Genomic DNA, 18,996 nt, shown 5'->3' on the forward strand with positions numbered 1-18,996 from the left:
ATGAGTACTTTTCGTATGCGCGGCGTCTTGGCAGGTCTCGTTTGTGCCGCACTCACTGGTTGTGCCGCCGTCGGTCCAGAACCTGATCCAGCCGATCCATGGGAGTCTGGTAACCGGACTGTCTTTGCGGTCAATGATGCCGTTGACAAGGCCATTGTGCGCCCTGTCTCCGAGCTTTACGCGTTTTTGGTGCCTAGCCCGATCCGCACCTGTGTCCACAACGCGTTCATCAACCTCACCGAACCATGGGCAGGTGTCAACAGCCTGCTTCAGGATCGAGGACATGATGCAGTGAACACTTGGGGACGTTTTCTCTTTAACAGCACCATGGGGTTAGGCGGCTGTATTGACGTTGCCACCATGAACGGACAACCCCGCATTCCAAACGATTTTGGGATCACACTGGGCGTCTGGGGTGTGCCTAGCGGTCCTTACGTGGTCTTGCCAATCATCGGTTCCAGCACAGTTCGTGACAGTGTCGCACTCGTGCCCGATTTGTATGGCAATCAGTTAGCAACCGTGGGTCTGATTAATGACGTACCGTTACGCAATACCCTGTGGGGACTGGAGTTTGTCAGCCGCCGTGAAGCCCTGCTGCCTGTGTCCAAAGTTGTCGACAGTACGGCATTAGATCCTTATATCTTTGTCCGAGATGCGTACCTCCAAAGACGTGAAGCGATGATCCGAGAAAAACTGGGAATCGCGGAAGAACTGCCGAACTATGAAGATGATGAAGCCCTAGAAGCCGATGAAAAAGCACTGGGCATCACTCAGGAGAAAACACAATGATTTCACAATTTCTATCAAGAAACGGCGCAACATTGCGTCCGATTCGTGGTTGGATGTTTGCCCTCGTTTTAGGTACTGCAGCTCTAATGACTGCGAGCCCTTCGACACAGGCTGCCCCTAATGCCAAAGCAGAGCCTCAGGTCTTTGTGGCCGAAGTGGTGGATGAACTGATTCGCAACGTTCAGACCCAAGTCAAAAAAGGTCCATTGTCGATGAGTCAAATTCACGACATCGTCAATCAGGACATCTTGCCGTATGTTGACCTGTCAAAAACCACCCGATTGGCCGCGGGTAAGTACTGGCGCCAAGCCACGCCTGAGCAGCAAAAAGCACTGACCGAAGCATTTGGTGAAACACTGATTCGTACGTACAGTGGTGCACTCACGCGCGTCGACAGTGGCACCAATATGAAAATCCTGCCATTTCGTGGTGATGTAAACGCCAAAGATGTCGTGGTTCAAAGCTCAGTGACTGAATCCAGCAACACGTCACCGATTCGGATTGACTATCGACTCGAAAAAAGCAACGACGGCTGGAAAATCTACGACCTCAACGTCGAGAACATTTGGTTGATTCAGAACTATCGCAATCAGTTTGCCCAGCAAATCGATCGCGGTGGCATCGATGGTCTTATTCAGTCGCTCAAAAAACGCGCGGCGACTCCTTAAACATGTCCGAATTTGCCATTGAATTTGAAAACATCCACAAAACATACACCATTGACACACCATTTCAGTGGCGTCGGTTATTGGGTGCTCGCTCGCAGTCTGAGGGTTTTAAGGCCTTAGACAACATCAACCTTCAAGTTGAACATGGCGAGTTCTTTGGTCTGTTGGGTCCCAACGGAGCCGGCAAAACCTCTCTGATTTCGATTTTGGCTGGGCTCGTGCGAGCCACTGAGGGCAAAGCTCGCGTCTGTGGATACGATGTCATCGACGAATTTAAACAAGCTCGTCAACATTTGGGTGTTGTCCCTCAGGAATTAGTCTACGATCCGTTTTTTACGGTGCGTGAAACCTTGCGACTGCAGTCAGGCTATTACGGGCTACGAAAGAATGACGACTGGATTGATGAGATTTTGCACAATCTGGGACTGTCCGACAAAGCCAATACCAACATGCGAGCGCTGTCTGGTGGAATGAAGCGACGCGTTCTGGTGGCACAAGCCCTTGTGCACCGCCCCCCAGTCATTGTGCTTGACGAACCCACAGCCGGTGTGGACGTGGATCTGCGACGCAGCCTTTGGGAGTTTGTGGCGCGTTTAAACGAACAAGGTCACACGATCCTACTGACCACCCACTATCTGGAAGAAGCTGAAAGCTTGTGTGGCCGTATCGCCATGGTGAACCGAGGTCGTGTCGTCGCTTTAGACACCACACAACGCCTACTCGCACGGGTCGGTGGTGCCGGTCTGGAAGAAGCCTTTGTGCAGATCATGCGTGAAAGCGACCCGCAAACTGGGGAGGTTTTGTCATGAGTAAACGATTTACAGACAATCCTCAACCAGAACTCAAATCAGGCTTTCTGACGCTACTTGAAAAAGAAATGCTGCGTTTCTGGCGTGTGGCACTACAAACCATTGCCGCGCCTGTCATGACCGCACTACTTTACTTGGTCGTGTTTGCTCAAGTGCTGCAGGATCGCATCAAAGTCTATGGGGTAATTCCGTATATCGAGTTCCTAATCCCCGGGCTAATGATGATGAGTATGTTGCAAAACGCTTTTGCAAACCCATCGTCTTCACTCATCCAGAGTCGTATTACCGGCAATCTGGTGTTCATTCTCTTAACACCCATTTCGAATGGTCAGTTTTTTACAGCCTATGTACTAGCAGCCATTTTCCGTGGACTCGCGGTGGGTGCTGCGGTTTGGCTCATGTCTCTCTTTTTTGTACCGCTGCCACTGAACCACCTTGGATGGGTACTCGCATTCGCCGTTCTAGCCTGTGGCATTATGGGCGTCTTAGGTCTGATTGCTGGCCTGTGGTCAGAAAAATTTGATCAATTGGCAGCCTTTCAGAACTTTTTAATCATGCCCGCCACATTTCTGTCGGGTGTGTTTTATTCCATTCACAGCCTGCCACCATTTTGGCAAAGCGTCTCACGCTGGAATCCGCTTTTCTACACCATTGATGGACTCAGATACGGATTTTTCGGGGTGAGTGATGTCTCGCCATGGACCAGTCTGATCGTTGTAACGACCGTATTCGTTGTTTTAGCGATACTGGCCATACGCCTGCTGGTTTCAGGTTACAAATTACGTTATTGAGATCGATAAATACCATGAACGAAAAGCCAACTCCCGAAGCTCTTCAAGCCGCGATTGCAGCAGGCCTGAATTGTCAACGTTTGGATGTACAAGGTGATGGTACCTATTTTAAGGCAGTCATCGTCAGCCCAGAATTTGAAGGTAAACGCCTAATTGCCCGTCACCAACTTGTTTACAAAGCATTGGGTGACCGCATGCGGACCGAAGTTCACGCGTTCTCTATGAAAACCCTGACACCTGAAGAGTTTGAGGCGCAAAACTGATGGATCGACTACGCATCACAGGGGGTACTCCCCTTCACGGTGAGGTCACCATCTCTGGTGCTAAAAACGCTGCTTTACCCATTCTGTGTGCCTGTTTACTGACCGAAGAGCCCGTTCGGCTGAACAATGTCCCTGATCTAAAGGACATTCGCACCATGTTGCGTTTGCTTGAGCAACTCGGCGTCAAGGTGCAATGGCATGATTCAGAGAGTCTGACGTTACAAGCTAGCGACATTACGTCGTATGAAGCCGCGTATGATCTAGTCAAGACCATGCGCGCATCCATTCTGGTGCTCGGACCGCTCGTTGCTCGCTTTGGGCAAGCGCGTGTCAGTCTCCCAGGAGGCTGCGCCATTGGGCAGCGTCCGGTCGATCAGCATATCCGTGGTTTAGCCGCATTAGGCGCCCAGATTCAAATGACGCAAGGCTATGTCGTTGCGCAATCAGATCGTTTACAAGGCAACACAGTTCGCACCGATATGGTCACCGTCACCGGCACAGAAAACCTGATGATGGCCGCCGTCTTGGCGCAAGGCACCACAGTTTTAGAAAATGCAGCCCGCGAACCGGAAATTGTCGATTTAGCCAATCTCCTCATCAAAATGGGCGCCCGTATTAAAGGTCATGGCACCGATCGCATTGTGATCGAAGGGGTTGATCGCCTGCACGGCGCAGAGCACAACATTATTTCTGACCGCATAGAGGCGGGCAGTTTTCTGTGTGCCGTCGCAGCCACTGGAGGTCAGATTCGCCTCAACGCTGTCGAGCCCGACATTATGGGTGCCACCCTCGACAAACTGCGTGAAGCGGGTTTGTCACTGACCCTAGGGGAAGACTGGATCGAAGCGACGATGAATGGCAGACCAAACTCCGTTGATATTCGCACCCATGAATATCCCGGCTTTGCCACCGACATGCAAGCACAATTCATGGCTTTAAACACGGTAGCGACAGGCGTTGCACTGATTGTTGAAACCATCTTTGAAAACCGCTTCATGCACGTCCAAGAATTAATCCGACTCGGTGCCAATATCGAGGTCGATGGTTCAACTGCGGTGGTGCGTGGTGTGGACACGCTCTGCGGTGCAACTGTCATGGCCACCGATTTGCGAGCCTCGGCAAGTCTGGTCATTGCCGGACTCGCTGCACAAGGTCAAACCATCGTCGAACGCATTTATCACCTCGATCGAGGTTATGCTCAGATGGAGCACAAATTGCAAAGTCTTGGCGCACAAATTGAGCGCATTTAAAGCCGAATAACCTCCGATTCTGAGAACATACGAAAGCGCAAGGAACCCACATGACCGAGCTACAACAGGCGCCCATCACACTGGCGCTCTCTAAAGGTCGAATTTTTGAAGAAACATTGCCACTCCTCCAAGATGCAGGCATTGAGGTCAGCGAAGATCCGGAAACATCTCGTAAGCTGATTTTGTCGACCAATCAGCCCGATATTCGTATCATTATCGTGCGCGCCTCGGACGTTCCGACTTACGTCGAATACGGTGCTGCAGATCTAGGGATCGCCGGCAAAGATGTCTTGGTCGAACATGCGGGCGGTGCGCATCCTGGCGCGCTCTATCAACCCATTGATTTACAGATCGCACGCTGTCGGTTGTGTGTCGCTACTCGAGAAGGGTTTGACTATGAGGCAGCAGTTCAACAAGGTGCACGCTTACGAATTGCAACCAAATATGTGCGTGCGGCCAGAGATCACTTTGCCGCCAAAGGCGTCTATGTCGATTTGATCAAGCTCTACGGCTCCATGGAATTGGCACCATTAATTGGCTTGGCCGATGCGATTGTGGATCTGGTCTCAACTGGTAATACGCTGCGCGCCAATGGCTTGGTTGCTGTTGAAGATATTATGCCGATTTCATCGCGACTGATCGTGAATCGAGCTTCACTCAAGTTGCGGCGCAAGAAAATCCAACCCATGTTGGATGTGTTTCAAAGAGCCAGTCAGGAAACTATAGCCTGATCTCACTGTCTAACTTTCATCGACTTCTATTAAAAAACTGAACACCATGGCAACTACTTCAAGACTTTCCAGCACCGATCCAGATTTTGATGTCCGGTTACGTGATTTGCTGCACGTCGACATGGCTGAGGATCTCGACATTGATTCCGTGGTTGCATCCATCCTGAAAGACATCCGTGTACAGGGTGATGCAGCACTTCTGGCTTTAACGGCCCGCTTTGATGGGGTTAAAGTCGACCATGTCAGTGAACTTGAAATCCCGCGTGAGCAATGGCATGAAGCGCTTGAAAGTCTGACCGACGAACAGCGCGAAGCCTTACACGTTGCCGCACAACGCATTCGTGAGTATCACCAAAAACAATTACAAGACGATTGGGACTTTGAGGAAGCCGACGGCACGCGCCTAGGACAAAAAATTACCCCACTCGATCGCGTGGGTCTGTATGTCCCCGGTGGCAAAGCAGCGTATCCCTCTTCAGTCCTGATGAATGCCATTCCAGCCAAAGTCGCCGGAGTTGGTGAGCTTATTATGGTGACCCCAACCCCAAGTGGCGTCTGTAATCCGTTAGTTCTTGCCGCCGCCGCCATCGGTGGTGTCGATCGAGTCTACGCGATTGGCGGTGCCCAAGCAGTGGGCGCACTGGCCTATGGTACAGAGACCATCCAATCAGTCGATAAAATCGTGGGACCAGGCAACGCCTATGTAGCTGCCGCCAAGCGTCGGGTGTTTGGACTCGTTGGCATTGACATGATTGCTGGACCTAGTGAAATCTTGATCATCTGTGATGGCAAAACACCGGCCGACTGGATTGCGATGGATTTATTCTCGCAAGCTGAACACGACGAATTAGCACAGGCTATTTTGTTATCACCAGATGCTGAATTCTTAGACGAAGTACAAGCCAGTATCGAGCGCTTGTTACCACAAATGCCGCGTAAAGACATTATTGCAACCAGCCTAAAAAACCGTGGCGCCCTAATTCAAGTGCGCGATATGGAGCAGGCCTGTGAAGTGGCTAATCGCATTGCGCCAGAACACCTCGAAGTTTCCACAGAAAATCCACGTCAGTGGCTTCCCAGATTACGCCATGCCGGCGCAATCTTCTTGGGACGCAATACATCCGAGTCCCTCGGAGACTACTGTGCTGGACCTAACCACGTGTTACCCACATCAGGAACCGCACGATTCTCATCACCGCTGGGTGTGTACGACTTCCAGAAACGCACGAGCCTGATCGAAATTTCTGAGGCCGGTGCGACCACGCTGGGTCGAGTGGCCGACATCCTTGCACGCGGTGAAGGACTGGATGCCCATGCAGCCAGTGCCCGCTTTCGGATTAAGTCATCGTAATCCGAGGCGATGTCACCGTACAATAGAGACAAACCGATTTATAGAACGTATTTAAAGAGATTAGCCAGACAATGCGCAAAGCAGATATCACCCGCAATACCCGAGAAACTCAGATTCAGGTCCAGATTGACTTGGATGGCACAGGCAAGCAAACCATCGACACGGGTGTTCCTTTTCTAGACCACATGCTGGATCAGATTGCCAGACATGGTTTGATCGACATGAACATTAAAGCCAATGGTGACTTGCATATTGATGCGCACCACACCGTCGAAGACGTGGGCATTACGTTTGGACAAGCTCTACTCAAGGCCGTGGGTGACAAAGCCGGTATCCGTCGCTACGGTCACGCTTATGTGCCTATGGACGAAGCTTTGTCACGCGTGGTGATCGATCTATCCGGACGTCCCATGCTGACCTATGACGTGCCGTTCACACGTGCACGGATTGGTGACTTTGACGTCGACTTGGCGCGTGAGTTTTTTCAGGGGCTGGCCAACAGTTCCCTCATGACCTTGCATATTGATAATCTGCGTGGCATCAACGCGCACCACCAGTGCGAAACCGTCTTTAAAGCCTTTGGTCGCGCATTGCGCATGGCCGTTGAAATGGATCCGGGTCAAAAAGGTGTGATCCCATCCACCAAGGGTGTCCTCTGATCTTTTCAACACTGCCGTAAATCATGACCACGATCGCCATCGTCGAATATGGGACCGGTAACCATCGGTCTGTTCTGAACGCATTGCGAATGGTCGCACCTGCTGCACGCGCCGTAATCACACGTGATCGTCAGACCATACTGGAGGCAGATCGTGTGATTCTGCCAGGTCAGGGCGCGATGCACAGTTGCATGGCCAGTTTAAAAACCGGCCACCTGCACGACACCTTGCTTGAAGCGGCTCGCAACAAACCGTTTCTAGGCATTTGTATTGGTTTACAAATGCTGTTTGAGCACAGCGACGAGGGGCAGACCCCTGGACTAGGGCTCATCAAAGGCGATGTCCACGGACTTCGCCCAAGTATTGAAACGGCTGCGCGCGCCCAAAAACACGCACCAACGCCAACAAATTCCACATCTTTATTTAAAATCCCACATATGGGATGGAATCGAGTCCATCAGACGCAAGCACACCCTTTATGGGAAAAAATCGCACAGGACACCGCATTTTATTTCGTACACAGTTACTATGTAGAGCCGACAGACGCCAAAACGCGGACTGCCGAAACAAGCTATGGCATTACGTTCACAAGTGCCGTGGCGCAGGACAATATTTTTGCAGTGCAATTTCACCCAGAAAAGAGCGCAACGGCTGGTTTGCAGCTGTTTCGTAATTTTGTAGACTGGAATCTCTAAACTTTTACAACACTGATTACTCGCTATGCTGTTGATCCCTGCCATTGACCTTAAAGACGGAAAGTGCGTGCGCTTGCGTCAAGGCGATATGAATGACGCCACCATCTTCTCGGAAGACCCTGTCGAGATGGCCGACCACTGGGCTGATCTGGGCGCACAACGATTACACCTAGTTGACCTCAACGGAGCCATTTCCGGCAAACCCGTCAACGACGCCATCATCCGGGACATTCTGGATGCCATGGGCGACGATGTGCCTGTGCAGATTGGTGGCGGTATCCGTGATCTGGATACTATTGAACACTATCTGGACGCCGGTATTTCTTACGTCATCATCGGAACAGCCGCTGTCAAAAGCCCAGGCTTTTTACATGATGCGTGTAGCGCATTTCCTGGCCACATCATTGTGGGCTTGGATGCGCGTGAAGGTCGTGTCGCAACCGACGGTTGGCGCAAAACCACAAAACACGTGGTCACAGATCTCGCCAAAAAGTTTGAAGACTATGGTTGTGAATCCATCATTTATACCGACATTGGCCGTGACGGCATGTTGACTGGCGTCAACATCGAAGCCACCGTTGAACTCGCCCGAGCTGTGAGCATCCCAGTCATTGCCTCCGGTGGTGTCACCGATATGCGCGACATTGAAGCTTTGTGCGCTGTTGAACACGAAGGGATTGAAGGCGCCATTCTCGGACGCAGTATCTATGAAGGTACCTTGGACTTCGCACAAGCCATTGAACGCGCTGAAGAGCTTTCTGAATGAGTACATCCACACAACTGACAACTGACAATTCATTGCCCAACGGTTTGACGCGTCGCATTATTCCTTGCTTGGATGTCACCGCAGGCCGTGTGGTTAAAGGGGTCAATTTTGTTGATCTGATCGATGCCGGTGATCCCGTTGAAATTGCCCGTCGCTACAACGAACAAGGCGCCGATGAATTGACGTTTCTGGACATCACCGCGACGTCAGATGGCCGGGATTTAATCCTGCCCATCATCGAAGCGGTTGCTGCAGAAATTTTCATTCCCCTGACCGTTGGTGGCGGCGTGCGCCAACTCAGTGATATTCAGCGTTTACTCACCGCAGGCGCCGACAAAGTCAGCATCAACAGTGCCGCAATTACCAATCCCGATCTGATCAAATCAGCCAGCGACCATCACGGATCACAATGTATTGTGATTGCCATTGATGCCCGCCGCGTCCCTGATAGTCCAGACGATCAGCCGCGCTGGGAAGTCTATACGCACGGTGGACGTCGTGCCACGGGGCTCGATGTCATCGAATGGGCACAGCGTATGGCCAAGGATGGTGCCGGTGAAATTCTGCTCACCAGCATGGATAGAGACGGTACCCGTAGCGGTTTTGATTTGGCGTTAACGCGTGCTGTAAGCGATGCAGTGAGCGTTCCAGTGATTGCGTCGGGTGGTGTAGGCACATTAGAGCATCTGGCCCAGGGCGTCACCCAAGGGGGTGCAAACGCCGTACTGGCGGCCAGTATCTTCCATTTTGGGGAATTCACCATTGCGCAAGCCAAAGATTATTTGGCTGCTCAGGGCATTCCTGTCAGAAGGACGCCGTAATGTCGTGGTTGGATGAAGTACGTTTTGATGACAACGGACTTATTCCCGCAATTGCGCAGGACGTTTCAAGCGGGCGTATCTTGATGGTCGCTTGGATGAACCGGACTGCGTTGGAAAAGACCGTCCAGGAAGGCGTTGCGGTCTACTGGTCCAGATCACGTCAAGCGCTGTGGCATAAAGGCGAGTCGTCAGGTCATACGCAACGCGTCCATGACATTCGTCTCGATTGTGATGCGGACGTGATTCTACTGACAGTCGAACAAATCGGTCAGATTGCGTGTCACACAGGACGTGAAAGCTGTTTTTATCAACAGCTCGTTGCGACGGCACAAGGACATGAATGGAAAGCCGTGGATCCTGTCCTTAAAGACCCCAAGGAAATTTACCGATGACCTCACAAACAGATGTCCTCAAAGCCATCGCCGATGTGCTTGAGACGCGTCGTCCTCAGGATGGCGCGGATCCTCAATCATCCTATGTCGCCTCTCTGCTTTCTCGAGGTCAAGACACCATTTTGAAGAAGATTGGTGAAGAATCCACTGAATTAGTGATGGCCTCTAAAGATCAGTCTTCGGAAATGATTCTGTATGAGATGGCCGATCTGTGGTTTCATTGCATGGTCTTACTCACCCACCATCATTTACGCCCCGAGGACGTGATCAATGAACTGGCGCGTCGCCAGGGACTTAGCGGACTTGAGGAAAAAGCTTTAAGATCTTCCACAGGAGGACCCTCTGATGAGTGAAAACTGTATTTTCTGCAAAATTGTTGCCAACGAACTGCCGTCTAAGAAAGTCTATGAAGATGATGACTTACTCGCTTTCTTGGACATTTCCCCTTTGGCACCCGTTCACATTCTCGTGATCCCCAAGCATCATATCGTCTCACTTCAAGATGTCACCGACAGTGATCAACCTTGGTTGGGTAAAATGATGGCATTGGTTCCTAAGCTTGCCGCAGAAAACGGCTGCGAGCCGGGCCCGGATGGCGGATTTCGGATTGTTGTCAATTCCGGTCAGCACGGTGGTCAAGAAGTTGATCACCTTCACTTACATATTCTTGGTGGTCCACGTCCATGGTCTGGGCGTGCTTCACTGACAGCCTGAGCAGGAGGCAAGCATGGGCGCATTTAGTATTTGGCATTGGTTAATTGTTCTGATCGTTGTTTTGTTGATTTTTGGAACAAAGAAATTGCGCAATATTGGCTCTGATCTCGGAGGCGCAGTCAAAGGTTTTAAAGAAGGTATGAAAGAGGGTGATGCTGCCGATGAAAAAACAGCGGCAACAACTCAACGTGTGGCAGCCGACAGTGACACTGTCGATGTCGAAGCGCGTGAAAAATCTGACGCCTCTAAATCCTGATTTGTATGGCTTATAGATCGGTTTGCGCTGCAAGCCGGTCCATTGATTTCGCAGGGGAACCAAGTTGTTCGATATAAGCTTTAGCGAACTGCTGCTGATTGGCGTTGTCGCGCTGGTTGTCATCGGCCCAGAACGTTTGCCGAAAGTCGCCCGCACCGTCGGCCATCTGCTGGGGCGGGCGCAACGCTATGTGAACAACGTTAAAAGCGATATTCAGCGTGAAGTCGAATTGGACGATCTGCGTAAAATTAAAGAAGAAATGGAATCTGCTGCACACTCCATGCGCGATTCGCTTCAAGATGCTGCGGGCTCTTTCAAAGACAGCGTGAGTAAACCGGTTGAAGATCTGCAATCGGAACTCGATGCAACCGCAAAAGATATTTCTCGCGTCATGGCGAATCAGACCCAAGAGCCAACGGCCGCTGAAACTGCTGAAGTATCTGACGCGCCTACAGAAGTATCAACGCAAGCAGCGTCAGATACACCACAAATTACTGTGGATAACGAGCAAGCAGACCCTATATCCCAAACCCAATCACCATCCGATGCGGAGTATAAGCGTTGACTGAGAACGTCGAAGCACAACAGGAAGGCTTCCTGTCACACTTAATCGAACTGCGCGATCGTCTCATTCGGGCGATTATCGCTGTCGTCATCGTGTTTGTGATCTTGTTTTTATATCCGGGCGCCTCAGTCATTTACGACTTTTTAGCGCAACCGATGCTCTCGGCTTTACCACAAGGCACACGGATGATTGCGACAGGTGTCATTACACCCTTTATGGTGCCCGTCAAAATCACCATGCTGGCTTCCTTTGTGGTTGCCTTACCCTATGTGCTCTACCAAGCTTGGGCCTTTGTCGCACCTGGACTCTATCAGCATGAAAAACGTCTAGCCATTCCACTCATTATTTCGAGTTCGTTGCTTTTCTTGCTTGGAATGGCGTTTTGTTACTTCATCGTCTTTAAAACCGTCTTTTCCTTTATTGCTTCGTTTGCACCCCAGTCGATTACACCCGCACCCGACATCGAGGCCTATTTAAACTTTGTGCTCACAATGTTTTTAGCCTTTGGAATTACTTTTGAGATTCCAATTGCAGTCATTTTATTGGTGCGCACAGGCGTCATTTCTGTCGCTAAACTGAGAGAGATTCGAGGCTACGTGATTGTCGGTGCTTTCGTTATCGCGGCCGTTGTCACCCCCCCAGATGTCATTAGTCAGATCTTATTAGCGGTTCCGTTATGGGCTCTCTATGAGGTGGGTATTTTGATTGCTACGCGAGTCAAACCCAATCCCAAAGAAAGCACAGGTGAAGACGAGGAAGCGGCGCTTGATTAAGTCTCAACATGTGCCAACTGTGTGAACAGCTGTCCCACCATCATTTGGTGAAAAGTTCTGGCCGCATCGCTTAACGGCCGATGACGACTGTGTAAGGCCACAATCTGTCGCACAAATCCCACATTACGTAAAACCTGTGAATACAACTTTAAGCCATGCCAATTCACCAACGCATGCAGCGTACTTTCTGGTAAAAAGCTGACATATAAGCCTTTCTCAACCAGACGAGCAATAGCCAGCAAAGAATCCACTTCGATCTTTGGAACGACGTGCAAATCAGACTGACGCAATGCACTCTCAATATTGTCACGCAGACCATGGTCACGAGTTGGTAACACAAACTTGTGCGCGTTCAATTCACTCTGCGTAATGTTCTGCTTTAACGTCGGAAAATTCAACGGCATAATCAACACCAGGCGCTCACTTTGGACCGGTAAGCTTTCAATCGTTGCCGTTCGCAAAACACTATTTGTATAAGCCAAATCTAGTTGGCCTCGAGACACTTTATCCACGAGCGAGGCGTTACTGTCTTCAATCGCAGACAAAGTCACCGTTGGATAACCCTCTGCAAAACGCACTAGAACTCCCGCAACTAAATCCTGCCCAATGCTGGGCATAATGCCAATACGAATATGGCCACCAATCGCATGATCGCTATGCACAATCTGATCGCGTGCATTGTTAAATTCTCGCAATAATGGTCTGAACAAACGATCCATTTCTTCAGCGACCGGGGTCGGAATCATGCGTCTGGCTGTTCGCGTAAAAAGCTCCCGACCCAATTCTTCCTCTAACTTTGCAATCTGCATACTCAATGCAGGTTGCACAATATTCAATCGACGCGCTGCTCGGGTCACCGATTGCTCTTCGAAAAGCGTTAAAAAATAGTGAATCTGTCGCAAATCCATCTGATCCGCCTAGTCTATGAGTGGCCTATCACTTTGTTTTTAATAGAATTCTACCATCTATCATTAAAACTTATCAAACCTATAAATATATATTAGTAGACATAATGCCATGGAAATTTTTAGTATTGTACGAACAATAATAGTGCAATTTTTAGTTGCAGCCATCGCGGCAGTCCCAACCTTGGGAATACAAACTTTTGGGGAAATTTCAATGATTAGTGAACGTCTTAAAACTGCGCGCTTACGCGCCAAGTTGTCTCAAGAAAAACTGGGCAAACTCGCCGGTATTGACCCAACGTCAGCCAGTGCACGTATGAACCAGTATGAGCGTGGTAAACACGCACCCGACTATCGTCTAATGACACGTGTTGCAGAAATTTTGAACATGCCAGTCAGCTGGTTCTACACTGCTGACGATGAGCAGGCACGCTTGCAAGAGCTCTTTTATCAGATGGATGCACAAACCCGTCGCAATCTGCTCGCGCAGGCTGAACGCATGGTCTCCACGGTTGAAAAAACACCCGTGACCGCTTGAGTGCGACACTCGCGCAAAATCATCAGTCCATTTCAATGAACTAATGATTTTGCCAGTGCTGTTCCAAACCACCTCGGTCTATGGGGTGGTTTTTTTATGCCTGATCGGTGCGACAATGGTTCATTCACTTAACCAACCTTCATGTCTATTCCATGATTAAGATTGACGAACTCATGCTCTGGCTCAACCAAACATTGGAGCCCTCTCAATTTAACGATTACTGCCCAAATGGCTTGCAAGTTGAGGGACGCGATGAAATACAACATATCGTGACCGGTGTAACAGCTTCATTGGCTTTAATTGAAGCAGCACGAGACTTGCAAGCAGATGCAATTTTGGTGCACCACGGCTGGTTTTGGCGCAACGAAGACCCAACCATTCGCGGCAACCGCTACCAACGGATTCGGACTTTAATCCAAGCTGAACTCAACCTCATCGCCTATCACTTGCCTTTGGATGCACACCCACAATACGGCAATAATGCGCAACTGGGTCAGCGATTAGGACTTAACCCTCTCTTGAATGCACTGGAGCAGCCGGACACGCTGGGCGCAAGCAATCTGATCTGGCAAGGTTATGCCGATCAAACAGAGCTCACCGTTGGGGAACTAGTCAGCCGCATTGAAACACGTTTAAAACGTGCGCCTGTCTGGGTGGGAGACTCCGAACAAGGCGTTGGGAAGGTCGCTTGGTGCACGGGCGGTGCGCAAGGCATGTTTGAAGCGGCCATCGAAGGAGGCGCACAAACCTACATCACCGGGGAGATTTCTGAGCCCAATGCGCATCTCGCCAGAGAATATGGGGTGACCTACATCGCAGCAGGCCACCACGCCACAGAACGCTACGGCATCCTGGCTTTAGGTCAGGCCGTCGAAGAGAACCTAGACGTTCAAGTGACATTTGTGGACATCGACAACCCCGCCTGAATCTTTTGATATTTCAGGCAAGGTTGATCCAACATCACACGACAAACCAAAAAATTCGTTATTTCTTGAGTAAATCGCGGATTTCGGTCAACAACGCCACATCGGCCGGTGTTGGTTCTGGCTCGGGAGCCGGTGCTGCGGCTTGCTCTTCTTTAAACGCACGTTCGCGCGCTCCATTGACGACTTTGACCATCCAGAAGATCACAAAAGCCAACAGAATGAAGTTAATGACTACCGTCACAAACTGTCCCCAAGCAAACACGTTTGCGCCGGCTGCCGTCAAATCAGCATACGTCATCGGACCTGTGTAGTCGTCCGGTTTTGAGAGGATCAAAAACTTATTGGTAAAGTCAGCAGAGCCACCCAGAATGAAGTTAACAAGCGGCATGATGACGTCATTGACCAGTGAATCCACAATTTTTCCGAATGCAGCGCCGATAATGACCCCAACGGCCAGATCGATCACGCTGCCCCTGATTGCAAAGTCTCTGAACTCCTTCAGAATTCCTTTTGATGTAGACATTTCTCACCTTTTTCGTTTACCGGCGCTCCAATGCGTCCGCGGCGTTATAATAATGGATGATTGAGCTTTTGTAACCTTGGGGCTACTATGCCTCGAACGGTCAGACAAGGATAGTATGATGAGTCAGGATTCCACTGTGCATCACGATGATGAAGGTGCAGCACCTCTAAATTTGCCTAACGACCCCAATCGCAGATTCTGGATTGGAGCCACCTGTGCGGTCGGCGCCGCTGGCGGTGCAGCCTTGGCAGCCCCTTTTGTCGGCACTTTTGCACCATCAGAAAAAGCCCGTGCCGCTGGCGCACCGGTTGAGGTCGATCTGAGCACGATTCCACCCGGAGAAATTCGAACCGTCGAATGGCGCGGTAAGCCCGTCTGGATTTTGCACCGCACGCCAGAAATGCTGGCAGGGTTGTCTAAAATCAACAACGAACTGGCCGACCCCGATTCGGATCGTCCGGGCTTCACGCCACCTTATGCTAAGAATGAATGGCGTTCGCGCGAACCCGATTTCTGGGTCGGTGTTGCAATCTGTACACACTTAGGTTGCTCCCCCACACCCCGTCTGACACCCGGCCCTCAGGCCAGTCTGCCAGACGATTGGGAAGGCGGCAGCTTGTGCCCATGCCATGGATCCACGTTTGACAACGCAGGTCGTGTCTACAAAAACAAACCTGCACCGGATAACCTGGAAGTGCCTCCATACGAATACATCAGCGCAACACGCATTCGTATTGGAACCGACGAAGACAACAAAGCCTAATTGTTAGGCTGTGAGTCGTACGATTAATACTGATATAAATCGATTAAGAGGAGCCGTTTCATGGCTGGCGATAAAAGCGTAGAAACGACGGGACTGATTGGGTGGATTGACCGGCGCTTTCCCCTAACAGCCAATATTAAAGGTCACTTGACCGAATATTACGCACCCAAAAACTTTAACTTTTGGTACTTCTTCGGTTCACTGGCGATGCTGGTGCTGGTTATACAGATCGTGACTGGGATTTTCCTAGTCATGCACTACAAACCAGATGCTGAATTAGCGTTTAACTCCGTGGAATACATCATGCGCGAGGTGCCTGGTGGGTGGTTTATCCGCTACATGCACGCGACTGGCGCTTCCATGTTTTTTGTGGTGGTGTATTTGCATATGGTTCGTGCATTGCTGTACGGCTCATATCGCAAACCGCGTGAACTGGTCTGGATTTTTGGGGTTGGGATCTTCCTGGCACTGATGGGCGAAGCCTTCTTTGGCTATCTGTTGCCATGGGGTCAGATGTCCTACTGGGGAGCACAGGTGATTGTGAACCTGTTCTCAGCCATTCCATTTATCGGACCCGAACTCGCAGTCTGGATTCGTGGTGACTATGTGGTGTCAGACGCAACTCTGAACCGCTTTTTCTCCTTCCACGTGATTGCGATTCCTCTCGTACTGGTTGGATTGGTTGCTGCGCACATCATTGCTTTGCATGAAGTAGGCTCAAACAACCCAGACGGTATCGAGATTAAAGAGAAAAAGGACAAGTACGGACGTCCACTGGATGGCATTCCATTCCATCCGTACTACTCCGTCCACGACATCGTGGGTGTGGCTGGATTCTTAATTGTCTTTTTTGCCATTGTCTTCTTTGCCCCAGAAATGGGCGGCTACTTTATTGAGTACAACAACTTCATACCAGCCGATCCCATGAAGACACCACCGCATATCGCACCGGTTTGGTACTTCACACCTTTCTATTCAATGTTGCGCGCAACAACTGACGAGTTCACTTGGGTGCTGGCAGGCTCTGCAATTTTGGCAGCCGTGATCCTCTTTGCTCGCCTGAAAGGGTCTATGAAAGTGATCGCACCCGCCATCTTGGTGGTTGTCGCTGTCTTGCTTCGTTTGATCGATGCTAAGTTCTGGGGTGTGGTTGCCATGGGTGGTGCTGTGGTGCTGTTGTTCTTCCTGCCTTGGCTTGATTACTCACCAGTGAAGTCGATTCGCTATCGACCTTTCTGGCACAAGCTGCTGTATGCGATCTTCTTTATCAACTTTGTGATTCTGGGCTATCTGGGTACACAACCACCCAGCGACTTCTTTAACCTGCTGTCGCAAATTGGAACGGTGATTTACCTGGCCTTCTTCTTTGTGATGCCTGCCTGGAGTCGTGTGGGACCGTTTAAGAAAGTACCTGAACGCGTCAAATTTCGCCCACACTGAGCCAATAAGATAACGGAATGAACATGATGAAGAAACTACTCGGCGCCCTTATCCTGCTTCTGTCTTGTACACAAGTCATGGCTGATGACGGGATCAAGCTCGACAAGATGCCAGATCGCATCCACGACAATGCCACTCTGCAAAATGGCGCAAAACTATTTGTGAACTACTGTTTGAACTGTCACGCAGCCACATCACTGCGTTACAACAAGCTGCAAGACATTGGTCTGACACCCGATCAGATCAAAGACAACCTCTTATTCACCAGTGATAAGATTGGTGATCTGATGAATGTGTCGATGTCTGCAGCAGACGGCAAAAAATGGTTTGGTGCAGCCGCTCCCGACTTGTCGGTGATGGCTCGTGCCAAGTCCATTAACGCTGGACCTTCAGGCGGTGATTACATCTACACCTACTTGCGCTCCTTCTATCGCGACACAACCACACAAACTGGCTGGGATAACCTGGTCTTCCCCAGCGTCGGGATGCCACACGTACTCTGGCAAGAGCAGGGTCCACGCGAACTGACCACCAAAACGATTCATCGTGTGGATGGCGCAGACGGTCAGAAGGTCTGGGAAGAGCTGACGATTGAATACGGCCCTCAAGGTTACTGGACAGCCAGCGCTAAGCAGCTGGACGGCTACACCGGTGGCGCGACCGAGAGCTTTGAGTTCAAAGCACTAGATCCGGATCGCGCTAAAGCTTATGATGACCAAGCCGCTGACATTGCGAACTTTATGACCTGGATGGCCGAGCCCATTCAGCTCAAGCGTCAGCAAATTGGTATCTGGGTGCTCGTGTTTTTGGCCATCTTCTTTGTGGCGGCATGGCGTCTGAACGCGACATACTGGAAGCACATCAAATAAGACGTAAGTCTTGACGTAGGCCAGCGCTCGGATTGTGCATTCGACGCTGGCTTTTGTTTTCAATTCAAATCAGGACGGTTAACACATATGATGATTCTTTACTCCGGCACGACTTGCCCTTTTTCGCACCGTTGCCGATTTGTGTTGTATGAGAAAGGCATGGATTTTGAAATCCGTGACATCGATCTTTACAACAAACCCGACGATATTAGTGTCATGAACCCATACGGTCAGGTACCGATTCTTGTCGAACGTGACCTGATTCTTTATGAGTCCAACATCATCAATGAATACATTGATGAGCGTTTTCCTCACCCTCAGTTAATGCCTGCTGACCCTGTCATGCGCGCACGTACTCGCTTGTTCCTCTACAACTTCGAGAAAGAACTTTTTGTTCACGTCTCAGTGCTGGAAGACCAAGTTGCACGTGCCGATGAGAAGCGTTGCGCAGCTGCACGTTCTGCCATTCGTGATCGTTTGTCACAACTGGCACCCTTGTTAGCGAAGAACAAATACTTGTTGGGTGATGAATTCTCAATGCTGGATGTGGCCATGGCTCCCTTGTTGTGGCGTCTGGAACATTACGGCGTGGATCTCCCAAGAACGGCTGCACCAATTCAGAAGTATGCTGAGCGTGTTTTCTCACGCCCTGCATATATTGAAGCACTGACGCCTTCAGAAAAGGTGATGCGTCGTTAATCACTGCAAAACGTTCACGGTATACATCATACTGACCCGG

At 50.4% G+C, this 18,996-nt stretch carries 26 protein-coding genes; 24 read left to right on the top strand and 2 right to left on the bottom strand.

The features are described 5' to 3' along the window. From ACOI06_RS07595 to tatC, 18 genes are all read left to right on the top strand, one after another. Window positions 1–789 (top strand): VacJ family lipoprotein, encoded by a 789-nt coding sequence (locus ACOI06_RS07595; protein ID WP_420661924.1) that lies wholly within the window; start codon window positions 1–3, stop codon window positions 787–789. A 53-nt stretch (window positions 790–842) separates the two neighbouring features. Continuing rightward, window positions 843–1,457 carry an MlaC/ttg2D family ABC transporter substrate-binding protein gene (locus ACOI06_RS07600; RefSeq protein ID WP_420662005.1) on the top strand — a complete coding sequence of 205 codons (615 nt, stop codon included), beginning with the start codon at window positions 843–845 and terminating at the stop codon, window positions 1,455–1,457. Window positions 1,458–1,459: 2 nt separating this feature from the next. Next, a complete protein-coding gene (locus tag ACOI06_RS07605) occupies window positions 1,460–2,266 on the top strand; it encodes an ABC transporter ATP-binding protein (protein ID WP_420661925.1) in 807 nt (268 codons plus the stop codon). Further along, window positions 2,263–3,057 carry an ABC transporter permease gene (locus ACOI06_RS07610; RefSeq protein ID WP_420661926.1) on the top strand — a complete coding sequence of 265 codons (795 nt, stop codon included), beginning with the start codon at window positions 2,263–2,265 and terminating at the stop codon, window positions 3,055–3,057. Before ACOI06_RS07605 ends, ACOI06_RS07610 begins: the two co-directional genes overlap by 4 nt. Before the next feature lie 14 nt (window positions 3,058–3,071). Then, window positions 3,072–3,320 carry a BolA family protein gene (locus ACOI06_RS07615; protein WP_420661927.1) on the top strand — a complete coding sequence of 83 codons (249 nt, stop codon included), beginning with the start codon at window positions 3,072–3,074 and terminating at the stop codon, window positions 3,318–3,320. Beyond that, window positions 3,320–4,570: a UDP-N-acetylglucosamine 1-carboxyvinyltransferase gene (murA, locus tag ACOI06_RS07620; RefSeq protein WP_420661928.1), complete on the top strand. Its 1,251-nt coding sequence runs from the start codon at window positions 3,320–3,322 to the stop codon at window positions 4,568–4,570. The genes ACOI06_RS07615 and murA overlap by 1 nt, the downstream gene beginning before the upstream one ends. Before the next feature lie 50 nt (window positions 4,571–4,620). Further along, window positions 4,621–5,301, top strand: a complete 681-nt coding sequence (gene hisG / locus ACOI06_RS07625) for an ATP phosphoribosyltransferase (RefSeq protein ID WP_420661929.1) — start codon at window positions 4,621–4,623, stop codon at window positions 5,299–5,301. Between the two features lie 46 nt (window positions 5,302–5,347). Then, entirely contained in the window at window positions 5,348–6,652 is a 1,305-nt protein-coding gene (hisD, locus tag ACOI06_RS07630) for a histidinol dehydrogenase (RefSeq protein ID WP_420661930.1), read from the top strand. Window positions 6,653–6,723: 71 nt separating this feature from the next. Then, on the top strand, window positions 6,724–7,311 hold the full coding sequence (gene hisB, locus ACOI06_RS07635) for an imidazoleglycerol-phosphate dehydratase HisB (protein ID WP_420661931.1): 588 nt from the start codon (window positions 6,724–6,726) through the stop codon (window positions 7,309–7,311). 20 nt (window positions 7,312–7,331) lie between these two features. Beyond that, window positions 7,332–8,006, top strand: a complete 675-nt coding sequence (gene hisH, locus ACOI06_RS07640; protein ID WP_420662006.1) for an imidazole glycerol phosphate synthase subunit HisH — start codon at window positions 7,332–7,334, stop codon at window positions 8,004–8,006. A 25-nt stretch (window positions 8,007–8,031) separates the two neighbouring features. Then, window positions 8,032–8,772 carry a 1-(5-phosphoribosyl)-5-[(5-phosphoribosylamino)methylideneamino]imidazole-4-carboxamide isomerase gene (hisA, locus tag ACOI06_RS07645; RefSeq protein WP_420661932.1) on the top strand — a complete coding sequence of 247 codons (741 nt, stop codon included), beginning with the start codon at window positions 8,032–8,034 and terminating at the stop codon, window positions 8,770–8,772. Further along, window positions 8,769–9,593: an imidazole glycerol phosphate synthase subunit HisF gene (hisF, locus tag ACOI06_RS07650; RefSeq protein WP_420661933.1), complete on the top strand. Its 825-nt coding sequence runs from the start codon at window positions 8,769–8,771 to the stop codon at window positions 9,591–9,593. The genes hisA and hisF overlap by 4 nt, the downstream gene beginning before the upstream one ends. Next, window positions 9,593–9,985 carry a phosphoribosyl-AMP cyclohydrolase gene (gene hisI, locus ACOI06_RS07655; protein WP_420661934.1) on the top strand — a complete coding sequence of 131 codons (393 nt, stop codon included), beginning with the start codon at window positions 9,593–9,595 and terminating at the stop codon, window positions 9,983–9,985. The genes hisF and hisI overlap by 1 nt, the downstream gene beginning before the upstream one ends. Beyond that, complete coding sequence (locus ACOI06_RS07660; protein WP_420661935.1) at window positions 9,982–10,338, top strand: phosphoribosyl-ATP diphosphatase; 357 nt, start codon at window positions 9,982–9,984, stop codon at window positions 10,336–10,338. The genes hisI and ACOI06_RS07660 overlap by 4 nt, the downstream gene beginning before the upstream one ends. Then, window positions 10,331–10,699, top strand: a complete 369-nt coding sequence (locus ACOI06_RS07665) for a histidine triad nucleotide-binding protein (protein ID WP_420661936.1) — start codon at window positions 10,331–10,333, stop codon at window positions 10,697–10,699. Before ACOI06_RS07660 ends, ACOI06_RS07665 begins: the two co-directional genes overlap by 8 nt. Before the next feature lie 13 nt (window positions 10,700–10,712). Then, window positions 10,713–10,955, top strand: a complete 243-nt coding sequence (gene tatA / locus ACOI06_RS07670; protein WP_420661937.1) for a Sec-independent protein translocase subunit TatA — start codon at window positions 10,713–10,715, stop codon at window positions 10,953–10,955. A gap of 64 nt (window positions 10,956–11,019) precedes the next feature. Beyond that, window positions 11,020–11,520, top strand: a complete 501-nt coding sequence (gene tatB / locus ACOI06_RS07675; RefSeq protein WP_420661938.1) for a Sec-independent protein translocase protein TatB — start codon at window positions 11,020–11,022, stop codon at window positions 11,518–11,520. Then, a complete protein-coding gene (gene tatC, locus ACOI06_RS07680; protein ID WP_420661939.1) occupies window positions 11,517–12,293 on the top strand; it encodes a twin-arginine translocase subunit TatC in 777 nt (258 codons plus the stop codon). Before tatB ends, tatC begins: the two co-directional genes overlap by 4 nt. On the opposite strand, the gene ACOI06_RS07685 is transcribed toward tatC, so the two are convergent. Beyond that, window positions 12,290–13,201: a LysR family transcriptional regulator gene (locus ACOI06_RS07685; protein WP_420661940.1), complete on the bottom strand. Its 912-nt coding sequence runs from the start codon at window positions 13,199–13,201 to the stop codon at window positions 12,290–12,292. The two genes, tatC and ACOI06_RS07685, sit on opposite strands and share 4 nt — an antisense overlap. Before the next feature lie 142 nt (window positions 13,202–13,343). Here ACOI06_RS07685 and ACOI06_RS07690 point away from each other — a divergent pair, with 142 nt between their 5' ends. After that, window positions 13,344–13,736 (top strand): helix-turn-helix domain-containing protein, encoded by a 393-nt coding sequence (locus ACOI06_RS07690; protein WP_420661941.1) that lies wholly within the window; start codon window positions 13,344–13,346, stop codon window positions 13,734–13,736. A 152-nt stretch (window positions 13,737–13,888) separates the two neighbouring features. Further along, the gene (locus ACOI06_RS07695) at window positions 13,889–14,662 is read left to right on the top strand and encodes a Nif3-like dinuclear metal center hexameric protein (RefSeq protein WP_420661942.1); all 774 of its coding nucleotides are present in this window, start codon (window positions 13,889–13,891) and stop codon (window positions 14,660–14,662) included. Window positions 14,663–14,720: 58 nt separating this feature from the next. Here ACOI06_RS07695 and mscL read toward each other — a convergent pair whose 3' ends face one another. After that, complete coding sequence (gene mscL / locus ACOI06_RS07700) at window positions 14,721–15,185, bottom strand: large conductance mechanosensitive channel protein MscL (RefSeq protein ID WP_420661943.1); 465 nt, start codon at window positions 15,183–15,185, stop codon at window positions 14,721–14,723. A gap of 118 nt (window positions 15,186–15,303) precedes the next feature. On the opposite strand from mscL, the gene petA reads away from it, so the two are divergent. From petA to ACOI06_RS07720, 4 genes are all read left to right on the top strand, one after another. Then, window positions 15,304–15,948, top strand: coding sequence for a ubiquinol-cytochrome c reductase iron-sulfur subunit (petA, locus tag ACOI06_RS07705; RefSeq protein WP_420661944.1), 645 nt, complete (start codon window positions 15,304–15,306; stop codon window positions 15,946–15,948). Between the two features lie 60 nt (window positions 15,949–16,008). Then, on the top strand, window positions 16,009–17,388 hold the full coding sequence (locus ACOI06_RS07710; protein WP_420661945.1) for a cytochrome b: 1,380 nt from the start codon (window positions 16,009–16,011) through the stop codon (window positions 17,386–17,388). Between the two features lie 17 nt (window positions 17,389–17,405). After that, on the top strand, window positions 17,406–18,257 hold the full coding sequence (locus tag ACOI06_RS07715) for a cytochrome c1 (protein WP_420661946.1): 852 nt from the start codon (window positions 17,406–17,408) through the stop codon (window positions 18,255–18,257). Window positions 18,258–18,344: 87 nt separating this feature from the next. Further along, window positions 18,345–18,956, top strand: a complete 612-nt coding sequence (locus ACOI06_RS07720) for a glutathione S-transferase N-terminal domain-containing protein (protein ID WP_420661947.1) — start codon at window positions 18,345–18,347, stop codon at window positions 18,954–18,956. Window positions 18,957–18,996: the final 40 nt, after the last annotated feature.

Source organism: Orrella sp. 11846 (assembly GCF_048820935.1).
Lineage (GTDB): Bacteria > Pseudomonadota > Gammaproteobacteria > Burkholderiales > Burkholderiaceae_B > Algicoccus.